This is a genomic window from Xanthomonas hortorum pv. cynarae, from assembly GCF_002939985.1.
GTDB lineage: Bacteria > Pseudomonadota > Gammaproteobacteria > Xanthomonadales > Xanthomonadaceae > Xanthomonas > Xanthomonas hortorum_D.
The window spans coordinates 21,936-41,695 of sequence record NZ_MDFM01000024.1; the positions used below are offsets into that span (position 1 = coordinate 21,936).

13 protein-coding genes are annotated in these 19,760 nt (G+C 65.1%); 5 read left to right on the forward strand and 8 right to left on the reverse strand.

Translation table 11 applies throughout. The annotated features are described in order from the left end of the window. Positions 1 to 14 precede the first annotated feature (14 nt). Positions 15 to 770 carry an SDR family NAD(P)-dependent oxidoreductase gene (locus tag XcyCFBP4188_RS16010; RefSeq protein WP_104592434.1) on the forward strand — a complete coding sequence of 252 codons (756 nt, stop codon included), beginning with the start codon at positions 15 to 17 and terminating at the stop codon, positions 768 to 770. Positions 771 to 935: 165 nt separating this feature from the next. Here XcyCFBP4188_RS16010 and XcyCFBP4188_RS16015 read toward each other — a convergent pair whose 3' ends face one another. The 4 genes from XcyCFBP4188_RS16015 to speA all read right to left on the reverse strand — a co-directional run bounded on the left by XcyCFBP4188_RS16015 (position 936) and on the right by speA (position 10,433). Continuing rightward, a complete protein-coding gene (locus XcyCFBP4188_RS16015) occupies positions 936 to 2,063 on the reverse strand; it encodes an acyltransferase family protein (protein WP_104592435.1) in 1,128 nt (375 codons plus the stop codon). 208 nt (positions 2,064 to 2,271) lie between these two features. Further along, positions 2,272 to 3,609: a glycosyltransferase gene (locus XcyCFBP4188_RS16020; RefSeq protein WP_006448988.1), complete on the reverse strand. Its 1,338-nt coding sequence runs from the start codon at positions 3,607 to 3,609 to the stop codon at positions 2,272 to 2,274. Next, on the reverse strand, positions 3,602 to 7,591 hold the full coding sequence (locus XcyCFBP4188_RS16025) for a non-ribosomal peptide synthetase (RefSeq protein WP_104592436.1): 3,990 nt from the start codon (positions 7,589 to 7,591) through the stop codon (positions 3,602 to 3,604). The genes XcyCFBP4188_RS16020 and XcyCFBP4188_RS16025 overlap by 8 nt, the downstream gene beginning before the upstream one ends. Positions 7,592 to 8,546: 955 nt before the next feature. Beyond that, complete coding sequence (speA, locus tag XcyCFBP4188_RS16030) at positions 8,547 to 10,433, reverse strand: arginine decarboxylase (RefSeq protein ID WP_006448990.1); 1,887 nt, start codon at positions 10,431 to 10,433, stop codon at positions 8,547 to 8,549. Between the two features lie 235 nt (positions 10,434 to 10,668). Here speA and speE point away from each other — a divergent pair, with 235 nt between their 5' ends. Next, on the forward strand, positions 10,669 to 11,526 hold the full coding sequence (speE, locus tag XcyCFBP4188_RS16035; protein ID WP_006448991.1) for a polyamine aminopropyltransferase: 858 nt from the start codon (positions 10,669 to 10,671) through the stop codon (positions 11,524 to 11,526). 249 nt (positions 11,527 to 11,775) lie between these two features. Here speE and XcyCFBP4188_RS16040 read toward each other — a convergent pair whose 3' ends face one another. Further along, positions 11,776 to 12,387 carry a PH domain-containing protein gene (locus tag XcyCFBP4188_RS16040; protein WP_006448992.1) on the reverse strand — a complete coding sequence of 204 codons (612 nt, stop codon included), beginning with the start codon at positions 12,385 to 12,387 and terminating at the stop codon, positions 11,776 to 11,778. 198 nt (positions 12,388 to 12,585) lie between these two features. After that, positions 12,586 to 13,395: an outer membrane beta-barrel protein gene (locus tag XcyCFBP4188_RS16045; protein ID WP_043907431.1), complete on the reverse strand. Its 810-nt coding sequence runs from the start codon at positions 13,393 to 13,395 to the stop codon at positions 12,586 to 12,588. A 563-nt stretch (positions 13,396 to 13,958) separates the two neighbouring features. Here XcyCFBP4188_RS16045 and XcyCFBP4188_RS16050 point away from each other — a divergent pair. Next, complete coding sequence (locus tag XcyCFBP4188_RS16050; protein ID WP_167393559.1) at positions 13,959 to 14,633, forward strand: RIO1 family regulatory kinase/ATPase domain-containing protein; 675 nt, start codon at positions 13,959 to 13,961, stop codon at positions 14,631 to 14,633. A 350-nt stretch (positions 14,634 to 14,983) separates the two neighbouring features. On the opposite strand, the gene XcyCFBP4188_RS16055 is transcribed toward XcyCFBP4188_RS16050, so the two are convergent. Both XcyCFBP4188_RS16055 and XcyCFBP4188_RS16060 read right to left on the reverse strand, forming a co-directional pair. Then, positions 14,984 to 16,957: a glycoside hydrolase family 84 protein gene (locus tag XcyCFBP4188_RS16055; protein WP_104592437.1), complete on the reverse strand. Its 1,974-nt coding sequence runs from the start codon at positions 16,955 to 16,957 to the stop codon at positions 14,984 to 14,986. A gap of 427 nt (positions 16,958 to 17,384) precedes the next feature. After that, a complete protein-coding gene (locus XcyCFBP4188_RS16060; protein ID WP_197970279.1) occupies positions 17,385 to 17,759 on the reverse strand; it encodes a P-II family nitrogen regulator in 375 nt (124 codons plus the stop codon). Between the two features lie 153 nt (positions 17,760 to 17,912). Here XcyCFBP4188_RS16060 and ubiK point away from each other — a divergent pair, with 153 nt between their 5' ends. Together ubiK and XcyCFBP4188_RS16070 are read left to right on the forward strand one after the other, a co-directional pair. Further along, positions 17,913 to 18,191 (forward strand): ubiquinone biosynthesis accessory factor UbiK, encoded by a 279-nt coding sequence (ubiK, locus tag XcyCFBP4188_RS16065; protein WP_043907433.1) that lies wholly within the window; start codon positions 17,913 to 17,915, stop codon positions 18,189 to 18,191. A gap of 16 nt (positions 18,192 to 18,207) precedes the next feature. Next, a complete protein-coding gene (locus XcyCFBP4188_RS16070) occupies positions 18,208 to 19,728 on the forward strand; it encodes a YifB family Mg chelatase-like AAA ATPase (RefSeq protein ID WP_104592438.1) in 1,521 nt (506 codons plus the stop codon). Positions 19,729 to 19,760 lie beyond the last annotated feature (32 nt).

Here is a 19,760-nt window from a genome sequence, read left to right on the forward strand (position 1 = left end):
CAGGAGTTACCCCCATGTCCAAGACCGTTCTGATCACTGGTGCCACCTCCGGATTCGGCAGCGCCGCCGTGCGCCGTTTTGCTGCTGCCGGCTGGAAGATCATCGCCACCGGCCGGCGCGCCGAGCGCCTGGAGGCGCTGGCGGCCGAACTGCCCACCGGCCAGGTGCACACCGCCGCGTTCGACATGCGCGATGCGCACGCCTTGTCGGCAGTGATCGACACCTTGCCGGCTGACTTCGCCGACATCGATGTGCTGGTCAACAATGCCGGCCTGGCGCTGGGTACCGCGCCCGCACAGCAGGCGGACCTGACGCAGTGGCAGCAGATGATCGACACCAACGTCACCGCCCTGGTCACCCTCACCCACCGCCTGTTGCCGGCGTTGATCGCACGCCGCGGCGCGATCATCAACATCGCCTCGGTGGCGGCGACCTACCCGTACACCGGCGGTAACGTGTACGGCGGCACCAAGGCGTTTGTGCAGCAGTTTTCGCTGGGTCTGCGCGCGGACCTGCACGGCACCGGCGTGCGCGTGACCTCGATCGAACCGGGCATGGCCGAAACCGAATTCACCCTGGTACGCACCGGCGGCAACCAGGCCGCCTCCGACACGCTGTATCGCGGCGCTACCCCGATGACCGCCGAGGACATCGCCGAGCAGATCTTCTACGTCGCCAGCCTGCCGGCGCATCTGAATATCAATCGGCTGGAAATCATGCCGGTCACGCAGTCGTTCGCCGGTTTCCAGGTGGCGCGCGACGCGCAGTAACGATGGCCTGCAACGCCAATGCCTCGGTCGCGCCGTGATCCGATGATGTGTTGATTGGCGCGTGCGCAGATCGCGCAGCATCCAAGCTCGGTGCGGCGCTGGAACTGGCGCACTGCCAGAGATGACGACAACGCCGCGCATTGCGCGGCGTTTTGCGATGCCCGGTCAGGCGCGATCAGCGGCAGCCAACGGCCGCGCGCCTGGCCGCAGCATCTTGTCGCGCAGCTGCAGGAACGGGCGCTCCACCGCGTAGTGCAAGACCGCACCGCCCAGCACTGCCATCAGGCCATACACCGCAAATGCCAGCACGCCACGTCCCTCCAGCGCCGGGCCGAACCAGCCCTGGGTGAGATGGAACACGGCCTTGTGGGTCAGATACAGGCTGTAGGAAATGCCCGCCAGCCATGCGGCGCCTGGCACGCGCAGGCCGCCAAGCACTCCGCGGGTGGCGGTGCCGGCCAGCACCAGCAAGGCGAGCCCCAACGACAACACCGGCCAGCCCAGCGCATTGCCGATCAGGCCGGTGCGCTCGCGAAACAGCCACAACGCCAGCGCCAGAATCGCCATGCCGGCACACAGCACAGCGTTGCCGCGCTGCTGCAGCCGTTGCCACAGCGTGGGGCGGAAGATCTTGAGCACCGCCAGGACGACACCGGCCAGCAGACCGTCCAGACGGTTCCAGGTCGGGTAATAGATGTCTTCGATAAACCAGTTGCGCTGCAGGCCGGCACCGGCGCTGTCCAGGGCGGTGTTGTGCCACCAGATGCCGGCACGCAGCGCGATGCCTGCAACCACCACCAGCACGTAGAGCACGACAAAGCGCGCGGCCGAGGGCCGACGCATCAACAGCGTCGCCAGCAACGGAAACACCAGATAGAAATGTTCTTCCACGCACAGCGACCAGGCGTGCGAGAACGCGGCATCGCGGCCGTAATCGACGAACAGGTTCAGGGTAAAGCTGACGAACATCCACCACGGTGCCAACCCGGGCGACTCACGAAACTCCGGCCACGCCATGTAGATCGCCAGCACCACCAGAAACGCCGGCAGGATGCGGAACGCGCGGCGCAGATAGAACGCCTTGAAGTCCAGGCCTTGCCCGTGCGCCAGCGGCCGCAGCACCTGCGTACCGATCAGAAAACCGCTCAACACGAAGAACAGGTCCACGCCCATCCAGCCGTAGCGGGACAACCACGCCCAGTCCGGCCCCAGGCCGCCGACCACGAAGGAATGGAACAGCATCACCCAGACGATGGCGATGCCACGCAGCAGATCAAGGGCGGGATAGCGCATGCGGGCGATGCAAGGCGAAGGAGCCCGATTGTGCCGCATCCCGCCGATGCAGCGATGCCGGCATCGACGTTGGCCGCAGCAACACGCCCGGCACCTCACCCGTGCCGCACTCAGAGACCTGCGGTAATGCCCAGCCGCCTTGCCGCCGCCAATCCGCTGTCGACGCTGTGTTTCCCCCACAGCGTCATCCATCACACGACGGTCTGTATTACGCGACGGCCTGCTGCTCGATCCGCTGGGTCGGCGCCACCGACACCGCCGGTTGCAGCAATCCCCATGCTTCCAGCTGATCCACCGCCCGGCTGATCCCGTCCTCCTCACGGATGCGCTGACCCAGCACGCGTGCTGCTGCACGCATGCTCGGCGCGCTGGCCTGGCGGATGGCATCGGCCAAGGTTTCCGGCTGCAATCCGACCCGTGCGAGCGCCGGGGGCGCGACGCCGCGCTGGGCCAGGCAATGCGCCCAGAACGGTTGGTCGTAGCCGAACGGTAGGACCACCGACGGAATCCCCGCAGCCAGCGCCGCACCGGTCGTGCCGGCACCGCCGTGATGCACCGCGACCGACACCCGCGGGAACAGCCAATCGTGTGGTGCCTGTTCCAACTGGAAGAAGCGCTCCGCATCGTCGGACGCATCTTCCCCGGCCGCCAGCCCGCCCCAGCCGCTGGCCAGCAACGCGCGTTGACCGGTCAGACGCACCGCCGCCTTGACGATGGCGGTGAGCTGCGCCGCATCGATGCTGATCATGCTGCCGAAGCCGACATACAGCGCCGGCGGGCCGGCCTGCAAAAACGCTTCCAGCGCGGCCGGCGGCTGCCATTGGGGCTGCGGCAACTGCCAGAAACCGGCGACCTGGGCTCTGTCCGGCCAGTCCGGCGGACGTGGGCACAGATGCTCGCTATAGCCATACACCACGCGCTGCGCGCTGCGATCGGGACCACTCCACGGATACGCCGGCAGCCCCAATGCCGGGCGCACGATGCCGTTGAGCGCCGGGCGCATCAGCTGCCAGGCGGCAAAGCGCACCGCGTGATGCAGTGCCACACTCACCAGCCCGGGCAGACGCACAGTGGGCATCACCATCAACGGCACATGGCGCGAGGCGTTCAGCGGCTGCAATTGCGTGAATACCACCGGCAGGCCGTAGGCCTGGCCCAGGCTATGCGCCAGCAGGCTGGCGCTGCCGACGCCGAGAATCAGGCCGGCATCGGCACAGGCCGCGCGGCCCTGCTCGGCCCAGTCGCGCGCCCAGTCCATCAGTTGTGCGCGCAAGGTGCCCCAGATGCCGCGCCAGCCACCGCGCATCTCGGCGACATTCGGATGGCCTTGCAACAGCTTCTGGTGGTCGCCGCTGAGCGGAAAGAACTCCAGCCCATTGGCGCGGATCAGGGATTCGAAGTTGGCGCTGGTCAGCACCCGCACCGGATAGCCGCGCTCCTGCAGGCCGCGGCCCAGCGCAATGATCGGGCGCACATCGCCATGCGTGCCCAGGGTGGCGATCAGCACCGGGCGGTGACGTGCCGGCGTCTGCAGTGACTCAGGCATATTCGGCCACCCCGTCGCTGGCGGTGGCGGTGGCGGTGCTGCCATCGCGTTGTGCGGCTTTCGCAGTGGCAGCATGCAGTAAGGCGCTGAGCGTGGCCGAATGCGTGGACGACAGCATCGAATGATGATCGCTGTCCAAAACGTGCAGGTGCAGATTGCGCACGTATGGTTGCCAGGCCTGCGGCCGGTAGTCCAGCCAGACCGCATCGCCGCCGCCGAAGCTCATGCGCACACGTGCTTCGACGAACAGCACGTCCTGCTGCAGCGGCTTGGGCCGATGGCGTCGCGACAGTTGCAGGTGATGCTGAGTCAGCCCGCCCAGATCATCCAGCAGGGTTGGGTGTTGTGTGAGCAACTGGCGCAACGCGGGCAAGTCGTTTAGCAAGTAGTGATCGCATAGCAGGCTGGCCAGTTCGGCGAGCGTGGTCGGTCTCGTTTTGTCATCTGCCACGTCCAGGCCCAAGGCATGCATTGAGGCATGCACCATCTCGGATTCCGGCAATGCTGCGGCTTGTTCCAGATATGGGTAACTGTCGAGCATCGCCAGCAACTCGACTTCTTCGCCAAGCGCATGCAACTCGGCGGTGATGGCATGGGCGATCAAGCCGCCCAGCGACCAGCCGATCAATCGATACGGCCCGTGCGGCTGCACGCTGCGCAGACGGGCCAGATAATCGCGCGCGATCGCCTCGATGCTTTCCGGGCGATGCTGCGGGTCGCTCAATGCCGGCGACTGCAATGCATACACCGGCCACTGCGGATCGAGCTGACCGAGCAAGGTGAGATACGACCAGCCCAGACCGACCACCGGATGGATGCAGAACAGCGGCGTGGTGCCCGGCGTACCCGCACGCAACGGCAACAGCACGCCGAGCGGATCGTTCGGGGTCTGTGCGCTGCGTTTGATCACCTCGGCCAGGCCGGCAATCGTCGGCGCATGGAACAGCGTGCCCAGCGGCAGTTCGACGCCGAACATCTGCGGGAAACGCGCGGCCATTTCTGCCGCGCGCAGCGAGTCGCCGCCGAGCTCGAAGAAGTTGTCTTCCACCCCCACCACTTCAATGCCCAGCACGTCCTGCAACATCGCTGCCAGTTGGTGTTCGAGCGCATCGCGTGGCGCCACATGCGCGCGCTGCGGCAATGCGCCCGGTGACGGCAATGCGCGGCGATCCAGCTTGCCGTTGGGTGTCAGCGGCAGTGCCTCCAGCGGCATCCACAGCGTGGGAATCATCGACGCAGGCAAGCGTTGCTGCAGATGCGCGCGCAGCAGCTCGGTCGACGGCATGGTGCCGTGCTTACCCACCACATAGGCCAGCAACTGCAACGCGTTGTTGTCGCCATCGCTATGGCCAACCACCACTGCCTGGGCCACCTGCGAATGCAGCAGCAAGGCGTTTTCGATTTCGGCCGGCTCCACGCGATGGCCGCGGATCTTCAATTGCGCGTCCGCACGGCCGATGAACTCCAGCATGCCGTCGCGACGCTGACGCACGCGGTCGCCGGTGCGGTACATGCTGCTGCCGTCGTCGGCAAACGGGTCGCGCACAAAGCGCTCGCTGGTCAGCTGGCGCTTGCCGCGATAGCCCTTGGCCACGCCCGCGCCGCCGATATACAGCTCACCGATCGCACCGGTGGGCAGCGGCTGCCGCTGCGCATCCAGCACGTAGACGCGCGTATTGAGCAGCGGCCTGCCAATGGGTGGGGCTGCGGCGTCGGTCAGCTGCAACGGCATGATGGTCGACCAGATGGTGGTTTCGGTTGGCCCGTACAACTGGGTCAGGCGCCCCACCCGGCTCAGCAACTGCGTCGCCAACTCCGGCACCAGGGCCTCACCGCCCACCAGCGCGTGGATACGGTCCAGTGCCAGATCTTCATTGGCCAGCAGGATGCGCCACAACGACGGGGTGGCCTGCACCACGCTGATCTGCTCGTGTGCGATCAGGCGCGACAGGCTGCGTGGATCGTGGGTGATGCCGGCCGGTGCGATGACCACGCGTGCGCCCACCAGCAGCGGCAGGTACAACTCCAGCCCGGCGATGTCGAAGGTGATGGTGGTGACCGCCAGCACGCGGTCGCGCGGCCGCAATGCCAGTTCATGCTCCATCGCATGCAGGAAATTGAAGAGATTGCGATGGCTGATTTCCACGCCCTTGGGCGCGCCGGTCGAGCCGGAGGTGTACAGCACGTAGGCGGTGCCATCCGGCGTGGCGAGCGGTGCTATCGCCGCCGGCAACACCGCCGGGCGTGGATCCAGCCACACCATGCCACCGAGCAGATAGCGCTCGCACAACGCCGGCTCGCAGACCAGCGCGATGGCGCCGGAATCGTTGAGCATCTGCCGATTGCGTGCGGCCGGGCTTTCCGGGTCCAGTGGCAGATACGCCGCCCCACTCCACATCACTGCCAGCAAGGCCACCAGCAACTGTTCGCTGCGCGGCAACGCGATGGCGACCACATCGCCGGGGCCCACGCCGTCGGCCACCCACTGCGCCGCAATGCGCGAGGCGAGCTCGCACAGCGTGGCGTAATCCAGCGTGCGGTTGTCGTATTGCACCACCACCGCCGCCGGCATCAGCTCGGCGCGCTGCAACATGCCGTGCAACAGCGTGCTCGGCTCCGGCAGTGGCGCTGCGGTGTCGTTCCAGGTGTGCAGCAGTCGCTGACGCTCGTCATGACCCAGCACATCGATCAGGCCGAGTGCGCATTCCGGATTTGCCAGTACCGCATCGGCCAGGTGGGTCAGGCGGCGGCAATGTTCTGCCAGCTCGTCGCTGTCGTACATTGCCGGGTTGGCATCCAGATCGAAGCGCAACGCGGCGCCATCGCCACGCTCGTAGCAGAAGATGGTCAGATCGTCGACGCGACCATTGGAAAGATTATGCGGGATCGCAGACGCCTCGCCAAAACGCAGCGCACAATCGAAGGGTTCGATGTTGACCGCCAGCCGCGCGACGTTCTGATCGATGCCGAACATACCCAGATCACGGCGCAGATCCTCATAGCGATATTGCTGATGGCGCAACGCATGCCTGACCACCGACGAGACCTGTGTAAACAAGGTATGGAGCGGTTGCTGCGGATCCATCTTCAGACGCAGCGAGATCAGATTGGCAACCATGCCAGCGGTTTTACGGTAACGCGCGTTGATGCGACCGGTCACCGGCATTGCCAACACCAGATCTTCTGCGCCGGTGCAACGGTAGTAATAGGCCGCGATCAGCGAAATCAGCATCTGCGGCAAGCTGGCACCGTATTGCTTGCCCAGCGCGTGCAGACGCACCACTTGCTGTGGCGAAAAATACCCGGTGCTGCGCAAAAGACCGGTAGACGGATGGCTGCCGAGCCGCGACAAAGTCGTCGGCGGTGGCAGATCGGCCAGCTGCTGCATCCAGTATGCGCGATCGCGCTGAAGACGATCGGAGTCGAGGTACTGCTGCTCCCACTCCATCAAGGACAGCGCACTGCCGAATTGCGCAGGTTCCGGCTCGACACCTTCTGCGTATGCGTTATACAGCGCCGCCATGCGCTGCATCATGATCGATCCGCTATAACCATCCACCACCAGATGGTTCGCGCAATGCACCCACATATGGTGATCTTCGCCAAGACGGAACACCGCGCAATGCCATAACGGCCCGTCCTGCAGATTGTCCGGCTTGCGGACTTTCTCGTCGAGCCAGTGCTCGGCGGCGTCGCGCGGGAAGGGATCTTCGCTGACGTTGAAGTACGGAATGGCAGCCGTGTAATCGGGCCGGATCACCTGGCCGGGCACGCCATCGTGTTCGACGATGCACAGCCGCAGCGTGTCGAACTCGCGCGTCAGCTGCATGCTGGCGCGCAACAACAGCTGCGGATCGAGCGGGCCGAACATCTCCAATGCTTCGGACAACATCAAGGTGTTGTAGGTGTGCAACTTGCTGACGACCCACAGGCCGCGTTGCGCTTTGGTCAGGGGAATCACGGCAGAGACTTCAGCGTGCATTGCGTGCATCCTTCTTCAATGTAGAGCGCAGTCGCCCAACGCGCCGTGCCCGCAATGCGGTCAACGAGACGCCGGATCAGCACTTGGCCTAAAAACGTTCAGGTAGAAAACACCATCGACCACCGGCAGAGGCCGGCGATACGCAGTTGGAACACTCGATAAAGACGCACAATGGAGACGTATAACGAAGTGGCTCGTAAGTGACACCAAGACGTGCAACTGCGTTTTTCTTGAAGCACTTGCTTCCCGGCAAGTTAATAAACACTAACAATCGGGCAACACAATGAACCGTGCAAAAATCACGAATTGCGCGTTTCCTGCAAATTCTTTTTAATGAAGTGTGATTGCAGTTAGTGTTCTGGATACATACCTCTGTTTGGGGATCCGGCACTGCATGCAGCGCCACACACAAAACGCGACGCATGTCGCGTCGACGCGGCAGGTGCGCGATTGCAGGCGAAATTGCAGGCGGATTTGCGTTCTCCGCATTGCATAAAAGACCGCAATGCATAAGACCACTACGCGCGGCAGCGTTGATATAGCTGCGCTACCAGACAAATCACTGCACGACATGCGGCATCGCTTGCGACACCTAGCGCGTGCATTCGTTCGATCATGCGTCGGTCGTTTGGATGTCATACGACTGCGGCACTCTGTAGATCAACGCGCGGGGTCGCGCGGGTCACAGTGCGCTGTTTTATGTGGACTGCGCCGGTGCGCGTCTGCGCGGAGTCATGCGTGCGTGACTGAGCGGTGGCAAGCGGCGATCAAGGCGCGCTGGCAGGGCGGTGCCCAACAGATTCATGCCAAGGCCGATCACCTGCCGCGTCCGCTTTACGACTGCTCACTCGTCTATGCAGCTCTTTCTACACAGCTGCGGCGCCGCGGAATCAGTGCTGATCCTGCATCGGCACTGCCTGCGCGCCACGGCGTCGGCCGCAGCGCGCGTACTGCTTCAGCCCAACGGTTCGTCGGACAGATAGGTATAACCGGTCAGCCCGGCTTCCAAGGCGTCGTGCAATTCCTGCGCACGCTCCGGCGACAGCTGCGCGGCGGCGATGCGCTCGGCATAGGTCGCGCGCAGCGTGTCCAGCTGATAGCCCACATAGTCCAGCATCACATCGGTGGTATCGCCACGGCGCTGCTGCGCAATTCGATAGCCATCGCCGTCCACGGCCACTTCCACCGCATCGGTATCGCCGAACAGGTTATGGATATCGCCGAGGATTTCCTGGTAGGCGCCGACCAGGAAGAAGCCGATGCGATAGCTCTCGCCCGGATTCAATGTGTGGAGCGGCATCGAGTTGTCCAGGCTTTCGTTCTCGACGTAGGTCTTGACCATGCCATCGGAGTCGCAGGTCATGTCGGCGATGATGCCGCGCCGCTGCGGCGCTTCGTTCAAGCGCTCGATCGGCACGATCGGGAACACCTGATCGATCGCCCACACATCCGGGATCGATTCGAACACGCTGAAGTTGACGAAGTACTTGTCCACCAGCCGCTCGTTGAGCTCGTCCAGCACCGGGCGGTGGCTCTTTTCGTCGAAGCTCAGGCGTGCACGCACGCCATGGGCGATGGCGTAGAACAGATCGTCGATACGCGCGCGATGGGTGAGGTCGATCTGGCCCAATGCATACGCACTCAGGCCTTCGGCATGGAAGTGCTGCGCCTCCTGGAACAGTTCCACCGCCGGGCGCACGTCGAGTTCGTCGTGGATCTCGCGCAGGTGGCGAATCGCTGCCGGTTCGTCGTCGTGCGCGTCGGGCACGCGGCCTTCCGGCGCCTGCTCCACTTCGGACACGTTGGCGATCAGCACCGCGTGGTGCGCGGTCATCGCGCGGCCGCATTCGGTGACGATGCGCGGCGGGGTCAAGCCATGCTCTTCGCAGGCATTGGCCAGCGGCTGCACGATGTTGCTGGCGTAGGAATGCAGGCCGTAGTTGATCGAGCAATAGCTGCGCGAGCGGGTGCCTTCGTAATCGATACCCAGTCCGCCGCCGACATCCACGTGGCTGATCTTGGCGCCCAGGCGCGAGAGCTCCACGAAATAGCGCGTGGCCTCGCGCATGCCGTTGGCGATGTCGCGCACGTTGGAAATCTGCGAGCCCATGTGGAAATGCAGCAACTGCAGGCAGTCGGCGTATTCGGTGTCGCGCAGCGTCTTCCACAGATCGAGCACCTGCCGTGGCGACAGCCCGAACTTGGCCTTGTCGCCACCGCTGTTCTGCCACTTGCCCGCGCCCAACGAGGCCAGGCGCATGCGCACGCCCAGGCCCGGCTTGACCTCCAGCGCGCGCGCTTCTTCCAGCACCAGCTTCAGCTCGGAGGGCTTTTCGATGACGATGAAGGTCTGCAGGCCGAGCTTGCGCCCGATCAGTGCCAGGCGGATGTATTCGCGGTCCTTGTAGCCGTTGCAGACGATCAACCCGCCCGGGCGCGACAGTGCCAGCACCGCCATCAGCTCGGGCTTGCTGCCCGCTTCCAGGCCGAAGCCCTCGCCGTGGTGGCTGGCCAGGGTGCCGGCCACGCCGCGATGCTGATTGACCTTGATCGGATACACGGCCGTGTAGCCGCCGGCGTAGTCCCATTCGGACTGCGCCTGCGCGAACGCCGCCTGCAGCTTGCCCAGGCGCTGGCCCAGGATGTCCGGGAAGCGCACCAGCAGCGGCAGCTTGGCGCCGGCTGCGCGCGCGGCATCCACCACCTCGGGCAGCGACACCGATGGACCATCGCCGGTCGGGGTGACCACGATGTGTCCGGCAGCATTCACATCGAAATACCCGTCGGCCCAATGCGGGATCGAATAGGTCTTGCGGGCTTGGTCGAGGGACCAATCGCTCATTTCGCTGACTCGGCTGGGGCAAAAAGGGCGTGAAGTGTAACGCCTGGCACGCGCAGGGTCCGTTACAATCCGCGCCGACTTGATGCCCCGCTCCTGGTTGGAGTGGGGTGGAACGCAGATTCAGCCGCCGCGCAGTTTGGCTGCACGAGGCTGCGCCCGACCCTCATCCGGCGCTACGCGCCACCTTCTCCCGGTGGGAGAAGGAACAGTCCTCCATTCTTTCTAGGATCACCGCATGAGCGCCAACGACAACTGGTACATCGAACACTTCCAGCCCACCGGCTCGGCGATCGGCTTCCGCATCAGCGGCAAGCTGGACGAGGTGCAGTCCCCGTTCCAGAAGATCGAGATCTACCAGACCACCGACTGGGGCAAGCTCATGCTCATCGACGGCGCGGTGATGCTGACCAGCCGCGACAACTTCTTCTATCACGAGATGATCAGCCACCCGGCGCTGTTCACCCACGCTGCGCCCAAGCGCGTGGTGATCATCGGTGGCGGCGACTGCGGCACGCTGCGCGAGGTGCTAAAGCACCCGGGCGTGGAAAGCGCCACCCAGTGCGATATCGACGAGCAGGTCACGCGCATGTCGGAGAAGTACTTCCCCGAGCTGTGCGATTCAAACCATGACGCGCGCGCCGAGCTGTTGTTCGACGACGGCGTGGCCTATATGGCCAACTGCCCGGCCGGCAGCGTGGACATCGTGATCGTCGATTCCACCGACCCGGTCGGCCCGGCCGAAGGCCTGTTCAACAAGGACTTCTACGCGAGCTGCTTCAAGGCGCTGAAGGACGACGGCATCCTGGTGCAGCAGTCCGAATCGCCGCTGGCGCTGTTGGAGCTGATCAAGGAAATGCGCACCGAAATGGGCAAGGCCGGCTTCCAGTCGTTCAAGACTCTGCCGTTCCCGCAGCCGTGCTACCCCACCGGCTGGTGGAGCGTGACCATGGCCAGCAAGCAGGCCAACGCCGATTTCGCGTTCCGCCAAAACGATGCGCAGGCCAAGGGTTTCGAGACGCTGTACTACACCGCGCATCTGCATACCGGCGTGCTGGTTGCACCGCCGTTCGTGGCCAAGGCGCTGGGCGAGTAAGCATGTCATCGGGCCGGCGCAGCTTGCTGCGCGCCGGCCTGATTGAAAAGAACCGGCGCATCGCTCGCGTGCGCTGGTTCTGCAGATTGAGGGGGCGAAGACAGCACCGCTTACAGGCGTGCTGGCGATGCTCGCAGTGTCGCGCAGCATCGGCAGGGCCATGTGTGCACTACGCTCCCCTGCTGCGGCACGCATCTACCTGAGGCTTGTGCACGCAGTGCCGCCAGCCCCGTTCTTCGTTTGCCAGCCCTAGAGCCGCGCCAACACTTCAGCCTTTTTGGCGTCGAACTCTTCCTGGGTCACCAACCCCGCATCCAGCAACTGCTTGAGCTTGCTCAGCACCTGCATCGGATCATCCGCGCCGGCCACCGCAGTCGCTGGCACTGAAGGCGCCACGCCCTGCGCTGCAGGCGCATGCACCACCACACCGCCGGCCGATGCACGCAACTTGTCGAACTCCAGCTGCTGGCGTTTTTCGTGGGCCGATTCTTCCACCTGCTGGGCATAGGCGTAGACCCGCCGTGCCTGTTTCTTGGGCAGGCTGTCGATGGATAGGTAGCCGCCCTGCGTGGTGCGGCACATGATCGTCGCGCCCAGCATCTGCTCGCTCATATGCACGTCGAGCACCTCGCGCCAGGGGACATCCCGAAACGTCATCCCGAACAGCGTGGGGTGTACAACGATGAATCTGCGATTGGTCAGCACCACCGCGGCCGGCGACAAGTTCATCACCATTTTCTTCTGCACAGCGATGTACTCGACCTGCTCGTCGCGGGTCAGCAACTCGTTCACCTTGGGCAGGATCTTGCCCACGGCCACCGGGTCCTGCTCGTCGGTCAGGAATTGCGTAAAGACCTCCATACCTTCCTCGTCGTGATTGCTTGCGCCGCAGCGTTGTCTTGTATGACACCACATCCGTGCCCTCGTGGTGCCGATCAGAGCTACGACGAAGCGTGCGCAGTACCGGATCACCGAGCGCTTCATACAGCCCAGCGGCAACAAGGCGGATGTCGCCATCCGCCTTTGTTGTGTGCACAACGCTGTTTTTCTATCGCCGACTCAAAAGCGGACTTCGGCGCCGAAGCTCAGCACTTCGGCACGATTGATGGTGATGTCTTCGTAGTCGTCGTAGTACTCGTCGGCGTACAGGTAGTTCGTGTAGAGCGCGCTCAGACTGAAATGCTTGCCGATATCCACACCGAGGCCCGCACCCAGATATGCGCCGTAGACACGCTCGGTGTAGTCCTCGCCTTTTGCCTCGCCTCCCCAATAGCCCATGCGTACCAGAGCGAACACTGGGGTGTCGCCGAAGTTGAAGCGCGCCGTTCCACCGATGCTGCCGAAGTCCACTGTCGGAATGACGACAAAGCCATCCGCATCCTTCGAACCGTCAACCTTTCCGGTGGCCACTTCAATGCCGACCAGCGTGACCGGACCAGCACGCCAGCGGTAACCGACGTTGAAGCCCGCCATGTCCTGCTTGTTGCCCTCGAACACCTTGGCTTCGCCGCCCTGCGCGCCCAAGAACATGCCGCTCTTGAGGCGCTGTTCTTCTTCGCGCGGCGCAGGCGCAACGTAGGCGGGCGCCGGTGCAGGCGGTGCCGCCGCTGCGGGCATCTGCGCCGTCACCGTGGTGAAGCCGCCGGTCTCGCCGGCTGCGCTGTCTTGCACTGCCGTCTGTCCTGCGGCGGTACCGTCTTGCGACGGGCCCGACGGTGGCGCTGCCGGTGCGGTGGCCCCCTGGGTGCCAGCCTGCTGTTTTTGCTGTTGCCGATAATTGTCCCAGCCGCGCGACAACGACTGCGCGGCCGCGTCGGAAACGCAGCCCAGCGCCGTGCAGGCCAACAGCCATGTTGCGGTCCTTTTCATCGCATTCCCCAATGAGTCGTACTCCATCGTCCCCGCATCCAATGCGCACGCAGGCATGGCCTGGCGGCGTCCGGAAGTGGCGCAGTTGCTGTCCAATTCGGGGGCTTCCCCAGCATCACAGGATCGTGCGCGTACTCGGCTTCAGGCATCGCCCGTGTGGGCGTGCCGGTACTGACGCGTGATGCAGCCCCCTGACCGCAGCCGGCACAGTGAATCGAGTCTCATCAGCTGTCAAGAAGGGCTGTGATCGCTGCCTGTCGGCGCGCATTTCGCGCGGCCAGCCGCCTGATGAGCGCTCCTGCCGATGGGTAGGGCTTGGCTTTGCGCTCCACGCTCGCTCCCTGCAGGCGGCGCGCCGCGCGTGCGTACCGAAAAACTAGACACGGCCGACTTGGCAACCTATTGATTCTTTAGGCCGTTCCACTCCCGAAACATTTCATTTTTTTAACAAATGTAATTTCAATACTCACAAGTTCTAAAATTCACCGAACCGATCCCCCGCGATCATCGTGAACCTGCCAGACGCGTGATTCCTCCGCGCCGCCAAGGTCCGGAGACTTGCCATGCACTACCAGCCGCTGGACACCTCCAGCCTGCAAATCGTCACGCCCGTCCTGCTCAAGCAGGGCACCCGGCTGCTCGAGCCCACCGTTTATCGCACGCATCTGGATGGGCAACTGGCGGTGGTCAAGGACTACAGCCGCTACCGCCGTACGCTGCTGGCGCCGATCGCGCGGCTGATGGTGCGGCACGAGTCCAAGATGCTGGCCCGCCTGCACGGCTGGCGGCATGCGCCGGCCCTGCTCGGCACGCTGGGCGGGCTGGCACTGGGCATGGAGTTCATTCCGGGCGACACCCTCAGCGCCAGCGCGGTGGTCGGCCAGGAGGTGTTCCAGCAGCTGCAGCAGGCGCTGCGCCGCCTGCACGCAGTCGGCATCACCCACAACGATCTGCACGGCACCAATGTGGTGATCAGTGCCGGCGTGCCGGTGCTGATCGATTTCACCTCGGCCTGGCGCTTCCCGCGCTGGTTGCGACGCGGCACGCTGGCGCGTCAACTGCAGCGCAGTGACTTGGCCAATTTCCAGAAGATGCGCCAGCGCCTTGCCGGTATCGCGCCGACCGCCGACGAGGCCGCACGCAGCGCCGAGCCGCGCTGGGTACGCACCATCCGCGGGAGCTGGAAGCGGCTGTATTGGCACATGAAGCGCCATGCGCAGCCAACCAGTGCCGACTGAAACCCGCTGACCGGCAGGCCGCGGACCCGCCGCCGAGGCAGCGCGCACCCGCCGTGATGCCTGGCCGGTGACGTGCAACCGCGCCCTGCATCCAGCACCCGCACCTGCGCAACAACGCATCTCGATCTGCGTGCCGCATGCTGATCCGGCGACGCGGGCCACGCCCACCGGGCTGCACGCCTGACCATCCCGATGACACGCCAACGGTGCGCCTATCCACCTGGCGAGCAATCGCCAGGTGGTGCGCAACGGCGCGGGGGAACCACAGCAGACAGGGGTACGCGTCGATGCCGCGCACCGGCGACGCCTGTCTAGTGGCTAGGCCGTCGTCCGGTCGCCGCCCCAGGTCGTCACTGCGCGTTTGCCGCTTCGGCTGCCGACTGCGCGCGGTAGGCGATCAGGCGCGGCGCGTCGGCGACGAAGCGGTCCAGTACGCCATCGGCGATCTTGACCGGGCCACCGAAACGCGTGGCGCCGGGAATCGAGGGGATGGCTGCGGCTTCGGCGGCGATCCGCTTGGCATCGGCAAACGCCATTGACGCCTGTGCATCGCCGCGATTGGCGGCCTCCAGGCCGGCGGCAGTCTGCTGCAGCGCGCGGCCCCAGCCTTCCATGGCGTCCAGCCAGGGGCGCGATTGTTCCGCAAAGCCCTTGTCGGCCACCCCTGCGCGGATGATCTGCGGCGCGGCCGCGAATGCGTCTGCCGTGCGCGCCAACTCCGCGATGGCCTGGCTGCGTGCGGCCGCATCGCCGAGCGCGATCGCCTCGCGCACATGGTCGAGCACGGCCTTCAACTGCGGTGCCTGCTCCTGCCATGGCTGGCTGCCGAAGGTCGGCGCCAGATGCTGGGTGTCGAAGAAGGTCAGCAGCGCGGCGGTCACCCGCGCATCGCCGCCCGCCAGATCACGCGCGGCCGCGTGCCAGGTGCGCTCGGCGTCGTAGCCTTTGTCGTTCCACGCGAAGGCGGTGATCCCCATCACCGCGACGCGGCTGGGCACTTCCTGATTCATCGGATTGGAGACGATGCCGGACAATTCCGCGGACAAGCCCGCCTCGCGTCGCGCGTAAGGCGCCATCAGCAAACGCCCGGCCGAGGTTTCGAAATCGTTGACCGGGTAGTTGTCCCACAGCAGCGTCTTGCGGCCAAACGCCTTGGTGGCCGCGCGTGCATCGGGGATGGAAATGGCCGGCGGCACCACGTCGGTGCCGGTCCACTGCACCACGACTTTCGGGTCCAGGTGCTTGCGCAGTGCTTCCTTGTACGGGCTTTCCTTGGCGTCGAAATACTCGGTCGGCACCATGATCAATTCCGACGACGCATCGTGGCGGGCGACCAGATCGGCCTGCACCAGATTGAGCAGATGCGACTGCGCGATGCCGGCCGCTTGCGCACCGGAGTCGCCGAAAGTGGTCTTGTCGCGCTCGCAATTCCACTTGGTGTATTCGATATCGTCCAGCGCCACGTAGAAGCTGCGCACGCCCAGCGCGCGGAAGGCATCGAACTTGCGCAGCAGCGCCTTGGCGTCGGCCGGATCGGAGAAGCACACCGTCGGCCCCGGGGAGATCGCATAGACGAAGTCAACGTGATTGCGTTTGGCGGTGGCCGCCAGCTTGCCCAGCGCCTTCAACGTGGCGGCCGGATACGCCTCGCGCCAGCGGTCGCGCGCGTACGGGTCGTCCTTCGGGCTGTAGATGAAGGTGTTGGCCTTGGTACGGGCAAGAAATTCCAGATGCTTGGTGCGATCGGCCATCGACCACGGTGCACCGTAGAACCCTTCGATGGTGCCGCGGATCGGCATCGCCGGATGATCCTGGATCACCAGGATCGGGATGGCGGGGCGCTCGACCAGCTGACGCAGCGTCTGCGCCGCATGGAACAGCCCATCGTTATCGTGACCGGCCAGCGTGATCAGGCTGCCGTTGCCGAGCGCGACGCTGGCGAGCGTATAGCCCTCCTTGTGGCTGTCCTGCGCCGCCTTGCTGCGCGTCAGGGCATCGCGCACCACCGCCGCCTCGCCGGTGCCGAGCACGACGTACGGGCGATCAAGGGTGGCGGGCAGCCGCGACGCGGTAGCGAGTTTGGTGACGCCGGCGGTGCCGAGGATGCGACGCACCAGCGCGACCGATTCCGGATCTGCGCCCGGCGCGACGACCAGCACCACCGACTGACCCAGCGTGACCGTGCCGCCATCCAATGCGATCGACACCGGGGCCGGGAAGATCGCCGGCTGCGTCACCGGCTGCGCCAGCGCGGGGCCCGCAAGGCCCAGCGCTACCAGGATCGGGAGCAGGCGCAAACCCGACTTGCCATGACGTCGCTTCATTCCGAACTCCGGTATTGAAATGGTATTACCACCTAGAGTAGGCAAGTCGTCGCGCGGCGACAAGCAGGGGCCGTCTCAGGACGTTCTAGCTCTCTTCGACAATTCGCAGCTAGGTTACGAGCAGGCGGCCGGTACCGTTGCTGGCCTCTGGTGTCGGGGCAGATCTGCGGTATTAAAATGGTATGAGCGGGCAACGTAGCGCGGCGCGCGTTGGCGATACTTGGGCCCTATCGCGGCCAGACTGCTCCATCGAAGGTGGGCCCGGCTGCCAATTTCATAACCGCGTTGGTTGTCGGCAGCTGGATGCCGCCTACGACGGCAGTGACCGACGGTGCAGACCCGGCCCCGTGGCGCTGTTTTTCTGTCATCGGTCAGTTGCCTGCGCAACGCCGGCACAGCATCGACCGAAGTCGCTTCCGCTGACGCCTTACAGCGCGTCGCTATCCAGCTCGCCGGTGCGGATGCGCACCACGCTGCCCAGGTCGTAGACGAACACCTTGCCGTCGCCGATCTTGCCGGTGCCGGCGGCGGCCACGATGGCTTCGACCACGCGCTCGGCCTGGTCGTCGGTCACCGCCACTTCGATCTTCACCTTGGGCAGGAAATCGACCACATACTCGGCGCCGCGATACAGCTCGGTGTGGCCTTTCTGCCGGCCGAAGCCCTTGACCTCGGTCACCGTGATACCCGCCACCCCGCAGCCGGCGAGCGCTTCGCGCACATCGTCGAGCTTGAACGGTTTGACGATGGCCATGATCATTTTCATCGGTGCAGATCCCAGGGCATGACGGTCGCGCAGCATACCGTGGACGGCCGCAACACTCATCTCATGTGCATCGCCGTCACCGCGACCGACAGCCGAATGGGACTATCCTTACCGCCTGCCGACTGCCTTGCCGATGTCCCGCGTGTTCCGGCCTGCACTAGGCTTCCTACGGACCTGCGGAGAACACCCATGATCGATTTCAATCAGCTCGACGACCTCGCCCGCCGCCTCAGCGACCTGGTGCCGCCGGGCCTGCGCCAATCGCGCGAAGAACTGCAGAGCACCTTCAAGGGCGCACTGCAGGCCGGCCTGGGCAAGCTGGACCTGGTCACCCGCGAAGAGTTCGACGTGCAGCGCGCGGTGCTGCTGCGCACGCGCGAAAAACTCGACGCACTGGAACAGGCCGTCGCCGCACTGGAAACACGCGCCGCCGGCGCGCCGCCCCCAGCGCCACCCACCACTCCCTGACCCAAGGCCCTCCACCATGAGTCTGGCGCTGGTGCACAGCCGTGCCCGCGTAGGGGTGCATGCGCCTGAGGTTCGGGTGGAAGTGCATCTCTCCGGCGGGCTTCCCTCCACCCAGATCGTGGGCCTGCCCGAGGCGGCGGTGCGCGAGTCGCGCGAACGCGTGCGTGCCGCGCTGCTGTGCGCACAGTTCGAATTCCCCGCGCGGCGCATCACCATCAATCTGGCGCCGGCCGATTTGCCCAAGGAAGGCGGCCGTTTCGATCTGCCGATCGCACTCGGCATCCTGGCCGCCAGCGGGCAGATCGACCGGCAGGCCCTGGCCGAGTACGAATTTCTCGGCGAACTCGCCCTCACCGGCGAATTGCGCGGTGTCGATGGCGTGCTGCCCGCCGCCCTGGCAGCCGCGCAGGCCGGCCGCCGCCTGATCGTGCCGCTGGCCAACGGTGCCGAGGCCGCCATCGCCGGCCACGTCGAAGCCTTCACCGCGCGCACGCTGCTGGAAGTCTGTGCCACGCTCAATGGCACCCAGAAGGCGCCCGCCGCCGAACTGGCGGTGCAAGCGCTCGGCGCACGCGCCCTGCCCGACATGGCCGACGTGCGCGGCCAACCGCATGCCCGCCGCGCGCTGGAAATCGCTGCCGCTGGCAGTCACCATCTTTTGCTGGTTGGTAGCCCTGGCTGCGGCAAGACTCTGCTCGCCTCGCGCCTGCCCGGCCTGCTGCCGGAAGCCAGCGAGGCCGAAGCGCTGGAAACCGCTGCCATTACCTCCATCAGCGGTCGCGGACTGGATCTTGCGCGCTGGCGGCAACGCCCCTATCGGGCACCGCATCACACTGCCAGCGCGGTCGCCTTGGTGGGCGGCGGCACACATCCACGTCCTGGCGAGATTTCGCTGGCCCACAACGGCGTGCTGTTTCTGGACGAATTGCCCGAGTGGCAACGCCAAACGCTGGAAGTGCTGCGCGAACCGCTCGAATCGGGCCTGGTCACCATCTCACGCGCCGCGCGCAGTGTGGATTTCCCGGCAAGATTTCAATTGGTCGCCGCAATGAATCCATGCCCGTGCGGGTGGGCCGGCGATGGCAGTGGGCGTTGTCGTTGCAGCAGCGACACCATCGTCCGTTATCGCAGCCGGATCTCCGGGCCGCTGCTGGACCGCATCGATCTGCACGTTGAAGTTCCGCGCCTGCCACCGCAGGCCCTGCGCAACGGCAACGTCGGCGAGGACAGCGCCAGCGTGCGCACCCGCGTAGTCGCAGCACGCGTCCTGCAGCTGGCACGTGCCGGCGTGCCCAACGCACAACTAGACCAGGCGCAAACCGATCACCACTGCCGCCTGCGCAACGACGATCAGTTGCTGCTGGAACGCGCGATCGAACACCTGCAGCTGTCTGCACGCTCGATGCATCGCATCCTGCGCGTGGCACGCACCATCGCCGATCTCGACGACAGCGCGGTCATTGCCACCCACCATCTCACCGAAGCGATCGGCTACCGCAAACTGGATCGCGCGGTGGGTACAGCAAGCGCGGCGTAATGGCGCTGATCCAACAGCGGCAGCATCCCAAC

Bases quoted from the DNA above. Each gene is read 5' to 3' on its own strand.
- XcyCFBP4188_RS16045 (WP_043907431.1), bottom strand. From the start codon at position 13,395: ATGAAAAGGACCGCAACATGGCTGTTGGCCTGCACGGCGCTGGGCTGC.
- speE (WP_006448991.1), top strand. From the start codon at position 10,669: ATGAGCGCCAACGACAACTGGTACATCGAACACTTCCAGCCCACCGGC.
- XcyCFBP4188_RS16060 (WP_197970279.1), bottom strand. From the start codon at position 17,759: ATGCTGCGCGACCGTCATGCCCTGGGATCTGCACCGATGAAAATGATC.
- XcyCFBP4188_RS16040 (WP_006448992.1), bottom strand. From the start codon at position 12,387: ATGGAGGTCTTTACGCAATTCCTGACCGACGAGCAGGACCCGGTGGCC.
- XcyCFBP4188_RS16070 (WP_104592438.1), top strand. From the start codon at position 18,208: ATGAGTCTGGCGCTGGTGCACAGCCGTGCCCGCGTAGGGGTGCATGCG.
- XcyCFBP4188_RS16050 (WP_167393559.1), top strand. From the start codon at position 13,959: ATGCACTACCAGCCGCTGGACACCTCCAGCCTGCAAATCGTCACGCCC.
- XcyCFBP4188_RS16055 (WP_104592437.1), bottom strand. From the start codon at position 16,957: ATGAAGCGACGTCATGGCAAGTCGGGTTTGCGCCTGCTCCCGATCCTG.
- speA (WP_006448990.1), bottom strand. From the start codon at position 10,433: ATGAGCGATTGGTCCCTCGACCAAGCCCGCAAGACCTATTCGATCCCG.
- XcyCFBP4188_RS16015 (WP_104592435.1), bottom strand. From the start codon at position 2,063: ATGCGCTATCCCGCCCTTGATCTGCTGCGTGGCATCGCCATCGTCTGG.
- XcyCFBP4188_RS16025 (WP_104592436.1), bottom strand. From the start codon at position 7,591: ATGCACGCTGAAGTCTCTGCCGTGATTCCCCTGACCAAAGCGCAACGC.
- XcyCFBP4188_RS16020 (WP_006448988.1), bottom strand. From the start codon at position 3,609: ATGCCTGAGTCACTGCAGACGCCGGCACGTCACCGCCCGGTGCTGATC.
- XcyCFBP4188_RS16010 (WP_104592434.1), top strand. From the start codon at position 15: ATGTCCAAGACCGTTCTGATCACTGGTGCCACCTCCGGATTCGGCAGC.
- ubiK (WP_043907433.1), top strand. From the start codon at position 17,913: ATGATCGATTTCAATCAGCTCGACGACCTCGCCCGCCGCCTCAGCGAC.